This window comes from Pseudomonas sp. E141 (genome assembly GCF_052659885.1).
On record NZ_CP084024.1, the window covers coordinates 133,658 to 147,144 of the forward strand.

The following is a 13,487-nucleotide window of genomic DNA, read 5'->3' on the forward strand; positions in this document are numbered from 1 at the left end:
CTGCTCCAGACTGATGAAAAAGGCGTCCCTTGCGGGCGCCTTTTTTGTGTCCGCGATTTGGCTGAGCAGCGCGCAGGCCTTCTGTCCGGCGCCACCTGGCCTGGCCCATGTGACGGTCCAGAAGGTGGTGGACGGCGATACCCTGCGCCTGGCTGATGGCCGCAGCGTGCGCATGATCGGTCTCAACAGTCCTGAACTGGGGCGTCGAGGGCGTTCCGATGAGCCGTTCGCCGTCGCTGCACGCCGGCGCCTTGAGGCATTGGTGGGCGCCAGTGCGGGACGCGTGGGGTTGCTGCCCGGCAAGGAAGGCAAGGATCGCTACGGTCGCACGCTGGCCCATGTCTACAGCGCCGACGGTCAGAACCTGGAAGCGCAGCTACTCGCCGAGGGCTTGGGATTTCACGTAGTGGTCGCGCCGAATGTCGATCTGGCGCATTGTCAGCGCGCTGCCGAACGCCAAGCGCGGGAAGCGGGCGTCGGGGTGTGGAAGCGTTCGCCTGTGCTTGAGGCGCACAATATCAAGGCATCAGGCTTTGCCGTGCTCACTGGCCGCGTGATTGACGTCTCGCGCAATCGCGGCGGTATTTGGCTCCAGTTGGAGGGGCCGGTTGTATTGCGCGTTGCCCCCAATCTGGTGAGTCGCTTCGATATGGCGTCGCTCGAGCGACTCAAAGGCAAGCGGATCGAGGCGCGTGGCTGGGTGGTCGACCGTTCGCGTCGCGGCGGGCTTGAGCCGGGGCAGGGGCGTTGGTTATTGCCGTTGACCGATCCAGGGATGTTGAGTCGCGTGTCTCGATAAAAAAATTGTAGACATTTACGGTTCGAATTGTATGCATGTAGACCTTGTGTTCTGCGGCTCTTGGCCCAAAGTCGTAGGGCGGCGCGCTTGACAGGGGTGACTGGTCAGTCTTGTAGGGACTTTGCGAGGCGCGTATCCTCGGCGGTCCGTCTGTCCAACACAGTAAAAAGCGGAATGCCCACATGTCTGATCTGAAAACTGCCGCTCTCGAATATCACGCTAATCCTCGTCCAGGGAAGCTGAGTGTCGAGCTCACCAAGGCCACCGCTACTGCCCGCGATCTGTCGCTGGCCTACAGCCCCGGCGTAGCCGAACCAGTACGCGAAATCGCTCGCGACCCTGAGCTGGCCTACAAATACACCGGCAAGGGCAACCTGGTGGCAGTCATTTCCGACGGCACCGCGATTCTCGGCCTGGGTAACCTCGGCCCATTGGCCTCCAAGCCGGTCATGGAAGGCAAGGGCGTTTTGTTCAAGCGTTTCGCCGGTATTGACGTGTTCGACATCGAAGTCGACTCCGAAAGCCCGCAAGCCTTCATCGACACCGTCAAGCGTATCTCCATTACCTTCGGTGGCATCAACCTGGAAGACATCAAGGCGCCTGAGTGCTTTGAGATCGAACGTGCCCTGATCGAGCAGTGCGACATTCCAGTGTTCCACGATGACCAGCACGGCACCGCGATCGTGACCGCGGCCGGCATGATCAATGCCCTGGAAATCGCTGGCAAAACCCTGCCACAAGCCAAGATCGTCTGCCTGGGTGCCGGCGCTGCGGCCATCTCCTGCATGAAGTTGCTGGTGAGCATGGGCGCCAAGATCGAAAACATTTTCATGGTTGACCGTACCGGCGTGATCCATTCCGGCCGTGACGACCTGAACCAGTACAAGGCCGTGTTTGCCCACGCCACTGACAAGCGCTCCCTGGCCGACGCGCTGGACGGTGCCGACGTATTCGTTGGCCTGTCGGGTCCGAACCTGCTGAGCCCGGAAAACCTGCTGCGCATGGCGCCGAACCCGATCGTGTTCGCCTGCTCGAACCCGGATCCGGAAATTTCCCCGGAACTGGCTCACGCTACCCGCAGCGACGTGATCATGGCCACCGGCCGTTCGGACTACCCGAACCAGGTCAACAACGTACTGGGCTTCCCGTTCATTTTCCGTGGTGCCCTGGACGTTCGCGCCAAGCGCATCAACGAAGAAATGAAAGTCGCGGCCGCCAACGCCCTGCGCGAACTGGCCAAGCTGCCAGTGCCTCAGGAAGTGTGCGATGCCTACGGCGGCATCAAGCTGGAATTTGGTCGTGAGTACATCATTCCCAAGCCAATGGATGCCCGCCTGATCACCCTGATCTCCGACGCCGTGGCCAAGGCCGCGATCGAGACCGGCGTGGCTACCCTGCCGTATCCGAAGAACTACCCGCTCAAGAGCGTGGATGACGTGTTCAACGGCTAAGCCGTTGTAGCGTTCAATAAAAAGCCCCGGCTCTTCTTTGAGTCGGGGCTTTTTTGTACCTGCCGATTTTGTGTGACCACCGCAAATCCTGTGGGAGCCGAGCTTGCTCGCGATTGCAGTCTGGTATTCAACATGGATGCAAGCTGACCCGCCGCCATCGCGAGCAAGCTCGGCTCCTACAGGGGAGTGTGTAATTTGAGGGCCTGAAAAAAGCCCCGCGCTTCTTTCGAAGGCGGGGCTTTTTGCGAGAGGCCCGATCAGAACAAATCGATCGGCGCCGCCTCATCCGCCGGTAGCGGGCTGCCTGGCGCTACGCCGTTGCCCAGCTCGTTGACTGACGGTGGGGTGTCTTCGCTCTTGAACAGCTCGAAGTACGCTCCCGGAGTGCCTGGGGTGGCAGCTCGGCCGCTGACCGGGTCAACCCGCAGGCTGAGGATGCCTTCGGGTTCCGGTTGGGTGTGTGGCGGTTTGTCCTTGAGGGCAGCGCCCATGTAACTCATCCAGATCGGCAGCGCCACGGTGCCGCCGTATTCGCGCCGACCGAGGCTTTCAGGCTGGTCGAACCCGGTCCAGACGGTGGTGACGTAATCGCCGTTGTAGCCCGAGAACCAGGCGTCCTTGGATTCGTTCGTGGTGCCGGTCTTGCCGGCCAGGTCGGTACGGCCCAGGGCCAGGGCGCGGCGGCCGGTGCCGAGCTTGATCACGTCCTGCAGCATACTGTTGAGAATGTAGGTGGTGCGGCCATCGATGATGCGCTCGGCGATGACCGGCGCTTGCGGTACGGCTGGCGCTGTCGTGGCTTCACCTGGTGTTGCCTCTACCGTGAACGTCTCGCTGGCCGGTGCGGCGACGCCGTCGCTGGCCTGTTCGCCTGAAGGCACCCGTGGTGGGTTGGCGAGGAACAACGTGTCGCCGTTGCGGCTTTCGATCTTGTCGATGAGGTACGGGGTGACTTTGTATCCGCCATTGGCGAACGTGCTCCAGCCCGTGGCGATTTCCATCGGGGTCAGGGTTGCGGTGCCCAGGGCCAGGGACAGGTTGCGCGGCAAGTCCTGCTTGTTGAAGCCGAACTTGCTGATGTAGTCGATGGTACGGTCCACACCCAGCGCCTGCAGCAAACGGATCGATACCAGGTTACGCGACTTGTACAGCGCTTCGCGCATGCGGATCGGACCCAGGAAGGTATTGGTGTCGTTCTTCGGGCGCCAGACCTTGTCCAGGTATTCGTCGACAAACACGATCGGTGCGTCGTTCACCAGGCTGGCGGCGGTGTAGCCGTTATCCAGGGCGGCGCTGTACACGAACGGTTTGAAGCTTGAACCCGGCTGGCGCTTGGCCTGCATCGCGCGATTGTAATTGCTCTGCTCGAAGGCGAAGCCACCGACCAGCGACCGGATGGCGCCGTCCTGCGGGTCAAGCGACACCAGGGCGCCTTGGGCGGCCGGGATCTGGCTGAACTTGAGGGTGTTGTCCGGCTGGCGCTGTACCCGGATCAGATCACCCACCTGGGCGACGTCCGACGGTTGGCGGGGGTTGGCGCCCATGCTGTTGGTGTTGAGGAATGGGCGGGCCCATTTCATGGTCTCCCAGCTCACGTGCTCTTCCAGCTCGCCATTGCGGGTCAGCACCATGATGCCGTCCTTGTCCACCTGGGTGACGATCGCCGGTTCCAGGCTGCTGATGGTGCGCTGCTTGGTCAATTCCTCGGCCCAGGCTTCTTTGGTCTTGCCTGGCAGGCGCGATTCAGGCCCGCGGTAGCCGTGGCGCTGATCGTAGGTGATCAGACCCTCGTGCAGCGCGGTGTTGGCCATCTCCTGCAGATTGCTCGGCACCGTGGTGACCACGCGGAAACCCTCGGTGTAGGCGTCGCTGCCATAACGCCCGACCATCTCGGCACGGGCCATTTCGGCGATGTACGGCGCGTTCACCTCGGGGGTCGGCACGTGGTAGCTGGCGTTCAGAGGCTCGTTGACCGCGGCGGTGTATTCGGCCTCGCTGATCTTGCCCAGCTTGTACATGCGCCCCAGGATCCAGTCGCGACGTTCCTTGCTGCGCGCCGGGTTGGCCAGTGGATTGAAGCGCGACGGTGCCTTGGGCAGGCCGGCGATCATCGCCATCTGCGCCAGGCTCACATCACGAATCGACTTGCCGTAATACACCTGCGCCGCCGCCTCGATACCGTAGGCGCGGTTGCCCAGGTAGATCTTGTTGACATACAGCTCCAGGATCTCGTCCTTGGTCAGCTGTCGCTCGATTTGCAGGGCCAGGAGGATCTCGGTGGTCTTGCGCGAGAAGCTGCGCTCACTGGTCAGGAAGAAGTTTTTCGCCACCTGCATGGTGATGGTGCTGCCACCGGACTGGATATGGCCGCTTTTGATCAATTGGCTGGCCGCCCGCATCAGGCTGCCCGGATCGACGCCGTAGTGGTTGGCGAAGTTGTCGTCTTCAGCACTTAGTAACGCATTGATGAAATTGGGGGGAATGTCGGCGAAACGGATCGGCGTGCGGCGCATTTCGCCAAACTCTGCGATCAACTTGTCGTCGCTGCTGTACACCCGCAACGGAATCTGCAACTGAATACTTCTCAGCGCCTCCACGGACGGCAATCCCGGACTAAGGTAAAGAAACGCACCGCTCAGACCCAGGAGCAGTCCGCAGAAAACGGCGAGGATGGACCATCCGAAAAATTTCAGCAGACGAATCAAGGCTTTTGGATATCCAGGCAAAGAATGAAAAGGCGCCAGGTGCAGGGAAGGACCCGTGCTTGCAACAAAGCGAAAAAAAACGCTGGGCATTATAAGCATTTTTTTTCGTCGGTAACGCCACCCGGACGTCCGTCGGGCCGGAGTGATTGAACGCAACGCATATTAGAGAGTCCGTAACTCACGGATAGTCATAGGGAATTGGTAGTGCTACGACTCTTCAATAAAAAAGCCCATACGCTTTTGGGGATAGACATCAGTTCCACGTCGGTGAAGCTGCTCGAGTTGAGCCGCCAGGGTGACCGCTACCGTGTCGAGTCTTACGCGGTCGAGCCGTTGCCGGCCAACGCCGTGGTCGAAAAGAACATCGCCGAGCTCGAGGGCGTGGGCCAGGCATTGTCACGGGTGCTCGCCAAGGCCAGAACACCCTTGCGTAACGTGGCGGTGGCTGTAGCGGGGTCGGCGGTGATCACCAAGACCATCGAGATGGACGCCGGACTTTCCGACGACGACATGGAAAACCAGCTCAAGATCGAAGCCGATCAATACATTCCTTATCCGCTGGACGAGGTGGCCATCGACTTCGAAGTCCTGGGCGTTTCACCGCGCAGCGCCGAGCGGGTCGAGGTGCTGTTGGCCGCCTGTCGCAAGGAAAACGTCGAAGTTCGCGAGGCTGCGCTGGCGCTCGCCGGGCTTACGGCCAAGGTGGTCGATGTGGAGGCCTACGCGCTGGAGCGCGCCTTCGGGCTGCTTGCCACGCAACTGGCCGCGTCCCAGGAGCGGCTGACGGTGGCGGTGATCGACATCGGCGCCACCATGACCACCCTGAGCGTGCTGCATAACGGGCGCATCATCTATACCCGCGAACAATTGTTCGGCGGTCGCCAGCTCACCGAAGAAATCCAGCGCCGCTACGGCCTGTCACCCGAGCAGGCCGGGCAGGCAAAGAAGCAGGGTGGCCTGCCGGACGATTACCTCGGTGAGGTCCTGCAACCTTTTCGCGAGGCCCTGGTGCAACAGGTATCGAGGTCCTTGCAGTTTTTCTTCGCCTCGGGCCAGTACAGTGCGGTGGACCACATCCTCTTGGCTGGAGGCACCGCCTCGGTCGCGGGCCTGGACCGGCTGATCGAACAGCGCCTGGGCACGCCGACCCAGGTGGCCAACCCGTTTTCCAACATGGCCCTGGGCAGCAAGGTCAACGCCGGTGCCCTGGCCAGTGACGCACCGGCCTTGATGATTGCCTGCGGGCTGGCCCTCAGGAGCTTTGACTGATGGCGCGGATCAACCTTCTTCCCTGGCGAGAGGAGCTGCGTGAGGAGCGTCGCAAACGCTTTTTGCTGGCATTGGTGGGTGCATTGGTCGGTGCGGTGGGCCTGACGCTGATTGCGGTCCGCTACCTGGACAGTGCCATTGACCACCAGATGGCTCGCAACAGTCATATCAGCGAGCAGATAGCCGTGCTGGACGAGCGCATCAAGCAGATCAGCGAACTCAAGGCCCGCCGCCAGCAACTGCTGGAGCGCATGCGCATCATCCAGGACTTGCAGGGTAACCGGCCGGTGAGCGGGCGCATCTTCGATCAACTGGCGCGCACCCTGCCTGACGGGGTGTATTTCACCGAAGTGAAGATGGAAGACAAGACCCTCTCCATCAAGGGCGCGGCGGAATCGAACAACCGGGTCTCGGACCTGATGCGTAACCTGGACTCATCGGACCTGTTCGATGCGCCCAGCCTGACGGAAGTCAAGGCCACCACGGCCGGTCAGCTCGATCAGGCCAACGTCTTCCAGCTGACGGTTCGCCAGACCCGTCCGGCCATTGTCGAGGACGCCCAATGAAGCCGGGAGAGTGGTTCGAAGCGCTGCGCAAGATCGACATCAGTGAGCTGGATACCAACAACATTGGCTCCTGGCCGATGCCGGTCAAATGGTTGAGCGGCATCCTGCTGGTCATCCTGGTGCTGGGGTTGGGCTATAACTTTGCCTTGAGTGACCTGGAGAACCAACTGCAGCAAGTGCGCGGGGAAGAAAACACCCTCAAGGCACAGTTTGCGGGCAAAGCTCACATGGCCGCGAACCTGGAGCGCTACACCGAACAGATGAAGCAGATGGAAGCCTCCTTCGGCGTGCTGTTGCGGCAATTGCCCAGTGACACCGAAGTGCCAGGCCTGCTGGAGGACATCACCCGTACCGGTCTGGGCAGTGGTCTGGAGTTCGAGGAGATCAAGCTGTTACCGGAGGTCACCCAGCCGTTTTACATCGAACTGCCGATCCAGATTACGGTGACCGGCGACTATCATGACTTGGCAACCTTCGTCAGCGGCGTTGCCGGACTGCCACGGATCGTCACGCTGCACGATTTCGACATCGCCCCGATGGAGCCCGACGCAGGAGCGAAACTGCGCATGAGCATCCAGGCCAAGACCTACCGGTACAACGAGCAGGAGGTGCAGCCATGAAGCCGGCTTGGCGCATTATCCTGCTGGCGGGGCTGGTCGTGCTGACGGGCTGCAACAACGATAACGGCTTCAGCGACCTGGACGCCTACATGAACGAAGTGCGGCTGCGCCCGCCCGGCAAGATCGAGCCAACGCCGACGTTCAGGCCTTACGAAACCTTCACTTACAGCGCCGCCGACCTGCGCAGCCCGTTTTCACGGCAGGTCAGGGTGGATCAGGCCGGTCGCCAGAAGGGTGCACGCAACGTCCGGCCCGACCCGACTCGGGTCAAGCAATACCTGGAAGGCTTCAACATCGAGCAGTTTGAAATGGTCGGGACGATTTCCAACGTCAGCGGCTCCTTCGCGCTCCTGCGCGGCGCGGGCGGGGTGCACCGGCTCAAGGTCGGTGACTATCTGGGACGCAACGACGGGCGGATCGTCGGCATTAGCGCCACCCAGGTCGAGGTGGTCGAAATCGTTCCTGATGGCGAGGGCGCCTGGCTGGAACGGCCACGGACCATTCCTCTGAAAGAGCACTCAATAGTGGAACTCGAACAATGAACAGGATTTTTGCAGCCCTCGGTATTTCGCTATGGATAGCGCTGTTGTCGCCGATGGTTCATGCGGTCAATCTGAAAACGCTGGATGTCGCGGCGCTGCCGGGGGACCGCATCGAGTTGAAACTCACCTTCGACGGGCCGCCCCCCGCGCCTCGGGGCTACACCACCGAGCAACCGGCCCGGATCGCTCTGGATCTGCCGGGGGTGACCAGCCAGTTGGCCCACAAGAGGCATGATCTTGGTGCTGGCAATGCGCGAAGCGCCACGGTGGTCGAGGCGGCTGATCGTACCCGTCTGATCATTGGCCTTACCCAGCTTGCGCCCTATACCGCGCGGGTGGAGGGCAACAGCCTGCTCGTGGTGGTCGGCAAGGGAGCGGTTGCCAGCGCTGCCGCCCAGGCGCCACGCCCGGCGGCTCCCAGCGCGGTGCCCGCCAGAGCCAGTGCGCCGGTGGGCAAGGCGATCCGAGGGGTAGATTTCCAGCGCGGTACCCAGGGCGAAGGCAATGTGGTGATCGATCTGTCGGACCCCTCGATCGCCCCGGACATCCAGGAGCGTGAAGGCAAGATCATCCTCAACTTCGCCAAGACCCGGTTACCCGAACCGCTGCGCGTGCGCCTGGACGTCAAGGACTTCGCCACCCCGGTGCAGTTCGTCAATGCCAGTGCCGGCGCCGACCGGGCCACCATCAGCATCGAACCCAGCGGTACTTTCGATTACTCCACCTACCAGACGGACAACAAACTGACCGTCAGTGTCCGACCCATGACTGTCGAGGATCTGCAAAAACGCGATGCCAGTCGCGAGGCCTACAGCGGTGAAAAGCTGTCCCTCAACTTTCAGGACATCGAGGTGCGCTCGGTCCTGCAACTGATTGCCGATTTCACCAACCTCAACCTGGTGGCCAGTGACACGGTGCAGGGCGGCATTACCCTGCGCCTGCAAAATGTGCCTTGGGACCAGGCGCTGGACCTGGTGCTCAAGACCAAAGGGCTGGACAAGCGCAAGGTCGGCAATGTGCTGCTGGTCGCCCCCGCCGACGAAATCGCGGCCCGTGAGCGCCAGGAACTCGAATCCCAGAAGCAGATTGCCGACCTGGCGCCGCTACGGCGTGAGCTGTTGCAGGTCAACTATGCGAAGGCTGCGGACATCGCCAAGCTGTTCCAGTCGGTGACCAGTGCCGAAGCCAAGGCCGATGAGCGCGGTACGATCACGGTCGATGAGCGAACCAACAACATCATTGCCTACCAGACCCAGGACCGGCTCGACGAACTGCGCCGGATTGTGGCGCAGCTGGATATCCCGGTGCGCCAGGTGATGATCGAGGCGCGGATTGTCGAGGCCAACGTTGACTACGACAAGAGCCTGGGCGTGCGCTGGGGTGGATCGATCCAGAACAAAGGCAACTGGAACACTTCAGGGGTCACCACCGGCGACTCCACCACCATCGGCACGCCGGGCAGCACCAGCACCAACCAGCCGTTTGTCGATCTGGGCGCGTCGGGCAATACCTCCGGCATCGGCATCGCCTTCATCACCGACAATGTACTGCTGGACCTGGAATTGACGGCCATGGAGAAAACCGGCAACGGGGAAATCGTCTCTCAGCCCAAGGTGGTGACGTCCGACAAAGAGACGGCAAAAATCCTCAAGGGCACGGAGATTCCCTATCAGGAAGCCAGTTCCAGTGGTGCCACCTCGGTGTCGTTCAAGGAGGCCTCGCTGTCCCTGGAGGTGACCCCGCAGATCACCCCGGACAACCGCATCATCATGGAGGTCAAGGTCACCAAGGATGAGCCGGATTACCTGAACAAGGTGAATGATGTGCCGCCAATCAAGAAAAACGAAGTCAACGCCAAGGTGCTGGTCAATGACGGCGAGACCATTGTGATTGGCGGGGTTTTCTCAAATACTCAGAGCAAGGTCGTAGATAAGGTGCCATTTCTTGGCGATGTGCCGTATCTTGGCCGCCTTTTCCGGCGTGATGTGGTTTCGGAGCAAAAATCCGAGCTGCTGGTGTTCCTCACTCCGCGTATCATGAATAACCAGGCGATTGCTGTGAGTCGTTGATTCTGTGCGAAATTTGATTCTTGTTGGGCCGATGGGCGCTGGAAAAAGCACCATCGGCCGTTTGCTGGCCAAAGAGCTGCGCCTGCCATTCAAAGATTCCGACAAGGAAATTGAATTGCGCACGGGTGCCAATATCCCATGGATCTTCGATAAGGAAGGCGAGCCCGGCTTTCGTGACCGTGAGCAGGCGATGATCGCCGAACTGTGCGCGTTCGACGGCGTGGTACTGGCCACCGGTGGCGGCGCGGTGATGCGCGAGGCCAATCGTCGGGCATTGCATGCCGGCGGACGAGTGGTCTATCTGCACGCCTCCGTCGAGCAGCAGGTGGGTCGCACCGCTCGGGATCGTAACCGTCCGCTGTTGCGCACCGCCGACCCGGCCAAGACCTTGCGCGACCTGCTGGAGCTGCGTGATCCGCTGTACCGGGAGATTGCTGATCTGGTGGTGGAAACCGACGAGCGGCCGCCGCGGATGGTGGTGCTGGACATTCTTGATCGCCTGCAGCAACTGCCACCCCGTTAATGCGTCGCGGGAAATGCGCTATCCTCGGCGTCCCGTCATGGCCCGCCGGGACGTGGCCGATGGCCATCGATTGACATCACAACAGGCACCGTGGACTTTCGTTAATTGCAGGCAGGACGCCTGATTCCATCTTCACTGTGGGGACACATGCAGACACTTAAGGTCGACCTGGGCGAGCGCAGCTACCCGATTCACATTGGCGAAGGTTTGCTGGACCGGCCCGACTTGCTGGCGCCGCATATCGCCGGACGGCAAGTGGCGATTATCTCCAACGAAACCGTCGCACCTTTGTATCTGGAGCGTCTGACCCGCAGCCTGTCGGCTTTCTCGGTCATTTCCGTGGTGCTGCCTGACGGCGAAGCCTTCAAGAATTGGGAAACCCTGCAGCTTATTTTCGATGGCCTGCTGACCGCGCGGCATGACCGCCGCACCACGGTGGTGGCCTTGGGCGGCGGCGTGATCGGCGACATGGCCGGTTTCGCCGCCGCTTGCTATCAGCGCGGTGTTGATTTCATCCAGATCCCCACGACCCTGTTGTCCCAGGTGGACTCGTCGGTGGGCGGCAAGACCGGGATCAACCATCCGCTGGGCAAAAACATGGTGGGTGCTTTCTACCAGCCCAACGTGGTGCTGATCGACACCGCGACTCTCAATACATTGCCCGCCCGCGAGCTGTCTGCGGGGCTGGCTGAAGTCATCAAGTACGGGCTGATCTGCGACGAACCGTTCCTGGGCTGGCTGGAAGAAAACGTCGACCGCCTGCGTGCGCTGGATCAGGCTGCGCTGACCTACGCTATCGAACGTTCCTGTGCGGCCAAGGCTGCGGTGGTCGGTGCCGATGAGCGCGAGTCGGGCGTGCGCGCCACGCTCAACCTGGGGCATACCTTTGGCCACGCCATCGAAACCCACATGGGCTATGGTGTCTGGCTCCATGGCGAAGCGGTTGCGGCCGGTACGGTCATGGCCCTGGAGATGTCCGCGCGTTTAGGCTGGATCAGTGAACAGGAGCGCGATCGCGGTATTGCTCTGTTCCAGCGCGCCGGGTTGCCGGTGATCCCGCCCGAAGAAATGACCGAAGCCGATTTTCTCGAACACATGGCAATCGACAAAAAAGTGATCGACGGTCGCCTGCGTCTGGTGCTGCTGCGCCACATGGGCGAAGCTGTGGTGACCGACGATTATCCGAAAGAGGTTCTACAGGCCACGCTGGGAGCGGATTATCGCGCCCTGGCTCAGCTTAAAGGTTAATAAGATTCCGATGACTAGTTTGCATGCCGACGAGGCTTTCCTCGGCCATTTCCAGTTGAGTCATGACCCTTTCGCGCCACGGGTTCCAGGCTTCAAGTTTTTCCCCGCCCAACGCAAACCGGTTCTGGGCCAGTTGCATCACCTGGCGCGTTACAGCCAGCTGTTGCTGGTGGTCACCGGCCCTCAAGGCAGCGGCAAGACCTTGCTGCGCCAGGCCCTGGTGGCCAGCACCAACAAGCAGTCGGTGCAAAGCGTGGTGGTGTCGGCCCGCGGCGCCGGTGATGCAGCCGGTGTGTTGCGTCAGGTGGCCCAGGCGCTGAATGTCGCCCAGGCTGAAGTCGGTGCGATTCTGGATCAGATCGTGCAACTGGCGCTGACCGGGCAGGAAGTCTATCTGCTGGTGGACGACGCCGAGCAACTCGACGAGTCGGCCCTGGAAGCCTTGCTGGCCCTGGCTGCCGGTGCGCCAGAAGGCCGTCCCCACGTCTTCCTGTTTGGTGAGTCGTCGCTGATCGCCGATCTGGAGCAGCTGAATCTTGAGCAAGAGCGCTTCCACGTCATTGAGCTGGCGCCCTACACCGAAGAAGAAACCCGTGAATACCTGGCCCAACGCCTTGAAGGTGCCGGTCGGGGCATCGAACTTTTCACCGCGGATCAGATCTCTGAGATTCACGAAAGCTCCGATGGCTGGCCTGGAAATATTAACCAGGTGGCCCGCGATGCTCTCATCGAAGTCATGATTGCCAGCCGCTCAGCGGTAAAGCGTCCAAGTATGGGGTTCAACATGCCGAAGAAACACGTATTGGCGATTTCCGCCGTCGTCGTGGTCGCGATCGCCGCCGCCTGGCTGATGCCGGGTCGCAGCAAGGCACCGACCACCGGCGCACCCGCCAACGAGCAGGCACAACTGCCTCTGGGCCAGGACGCCGCGCAGCCCAATGGCGGTGCTCCGGAGGTGGAGTTCGCCGGTAACACCCAGCCGATGCCGCTGCCGCTGGTCGGCCAGTCGCAACCGGTCATGCGCAGTCCCTTGGCTGAGGCCGCTGGCGGTATCACCGAGGGTGACGACGGCGCGCCACCACCGATCGATGACACCAGCGATACGCCGCCAACCGTGACCACCAGCGCCCCACCGGCGGGTGTGCCGGCTGGCCCGGCACCAGCGCCAACTCCAGCCCCAGCCCCAGCCCCGGCGCCCGCTCCGGCTGCCAAGCCTGCGCCGGCTCCCGCCCAGGTGGCCACCGCCAAACCTGCTCCAGCCCCGGCCACCAAGCCGGCCACTCAGGCCGCTGGCGGTAACTGGTACGCCGGTCAGGCTCCAGGCAGCTACGTGGTACAGATCCTCGGCACCAGCTCCGAAGCGTCTGCGCAAAAGTTCGTCAAGGAACAGGGCGGCGAGTACCGTTATTTCAAGAAAATGCTCAACGGCAAACCGCTTTATGTCATCACCTACGGCAATTTCGCCAACCGTGATGCAGCCGTTTCCGCCATCAAGGCCTTGCCAGCGAAGGTTCAGGCTGGTAAACCTTGGCCTCGCACTGTCGCCAGCGTCCAACAGGAACTGGCAGCAACTCGCTGAAGATTCGGCGGCCTTACCCAGGCCGCCTCTCCCGGCACCTCAAAATTTCCGCAAGGGCGAGCGACCTTTCAGGCCGCGCGCCTTGTGGTGTCTGCGTCACAGTAGCGTTTGAGTCG

The 13,487-nt window shown here is 61.6% G+C and carries 11 protein-coding genes; 10 read left to right on the forward strand and 1 reads right to left on the reverse strand.

All coding sequences use genetic code 11. From position 1 onward, the window contains the following. Positions 1-13: 13 nt before the first annotated feature. Positions 14-799, forward strand: a complete 786-nt coding sequence (locus tag GKKCFE_RS00595) for a thermonuclease family protein (RefSeq protein ID WP_445577367.1) — start codon at positions 14-16, stop codon at positions 797-799. Positions 800-981: 182 nt separating this feature from the next. Continuing rightward, positions 982-2,250, forward strand: coding sequence for a malic enzyme-like NAD(P)-binding protein (locus GKKCFE_RS00600; RefSeq protein WP_047225970.1), 1,269 nt, complete (start codon positions 982-984; stop codon positions 2,248-2,250). Positions 2,251-2,507: 257 nt separating this feature from the next. Here GKKCFE_RS00600 and GKKCFE_RS00605 read toward each other — a convergent pair whose 3' ends face one another. Next, a complete protein-coding gene (locus tag GKKCFE_RS00605; RefSeq protein WP_171061287.1) occupies positions 2,508-4,952 on the reverse strand; it encodes a penicillin-binding protein 1A in 2,445 nt (814 codons plus the stop codon). A 207-nt stretch (positions 4,953-5,159) separates the two neighbouring features. Between GKKCFE_RS00605 and GKKCFE_RS00610 the strand changes: the two genes are divergently transcribed. The 8 genes from GKKCFE_RS00610 to GKKCFE_RS00645 all read left to right on the forward strand — a co-directional run bounded on the left by GKKCFE_RS00610 (position 5,160) and on the right by GKKCFE_RS00645 (position 13,371). Continuing rightward, entirely contained in the window at positions 5,160-6,224 is a 1,065-nt protein-coding gene (locus GKKCFE_RS00610; RefSeq protein ID WP_047225968.1) for a pilus assembly protein PilM, read from the forward strand. After that, positions 6,224-6,790: a PilN domain-containing protein gene (locus tag GKKCFE_RS00615; RefSeq protein ID WP_047225967.1), complete on the forward strand. Its 567-nt coding sequence runs from the start codon at positions 6,224-6,226 to the stop codon at positions 6,788-6,790. The genes GKKCFE_RS00610 and GKKCFE_RS00615 overlap by 1 nt, the downstream gene beginning before the upstream one ends. After that, positions 6,787-7,410 (forward strand): type 4a pilus biogenesis protein PilO, encoded by a 624-nt coding sequence (pilO, locus tag GKKCFE_RS00620; protein WP_047225966.1) that lies wholly within the window; start codon positions 6,787-6,789, stop codon positions 7,408-7,410. Before GKKCFE_RS00615 ends, pilO begins: the two co-directional genes overlap by 4 nt. Beyond that, complete coding sequence (locus GKKCFE_RS00625) at positions 7,407-7,952, forward strand: pilus assembly protein PilP (RefSeq protein WP_139048630.1); 546 nt, start codon at positions 7,407-7,409, stop codon at positions 7,950-7,952. Before pilO ends, GKKCFE_RS00625 begins: the two co-directional genes overlap by 4 nt. Continuing rightward, a complete protein-coding gene (gene pilQ, locus GKKCFE_RS00630) occupies positions 7,949-10,021 on the forward strand; it encodes a type IV pilus secretin PilQ (protein ID WP_188252169.1) in 2,073 nt (690 codons plus the stop codon). Before GKKCFE_RS00625 ends, pilQ begins: the two co-directional genes overlap by 4 nt. A gap of 4 nt (positions 10,022-10,025) precedes the next feature. Then, the gene (aroK, locus tag GKKCFE_RS00635) at positions 10,026-10,544 is read left to right on the forward strand and encodes a shikimate kinase AroK (RefSeq protein ID WP_003196983.1); all 519 of its coding nucleotides are present in this window, start codon (positions 10,026-10,028) and stop codon (positions 10,542-10,544) included. Between the two features lie 147 nt (positions 10,545-10,691). Beyond that, the gene (aroB, locus tag GKKCFE_RS00640; protein WP_047225963.1) at positions 10,692-11,792 is read left to right on the forward strand and encodes a 3-dehydroquinate synthase; all 1,101 of its coding nucleotides are present in this window, start codon (positions 10,692-10,694) and stop codon (positions 11,790-11,792) included. Between the two features lie 10 nt (positions 11,793-11,802). Then, positions 11,803-13,371 (forward strand): AAA family ATPase, encoded by a 1,569-nt coding sequence (locus tag GKKCFE_RS00645; protein WP_445577368.1) that lies wholly within the window; start codon positions 11,803-11,805, stop codon positions 13,369-13,371. The last annotated feature ends 116 nt before the right edge of the window (positions 13,372-13,487 follow it).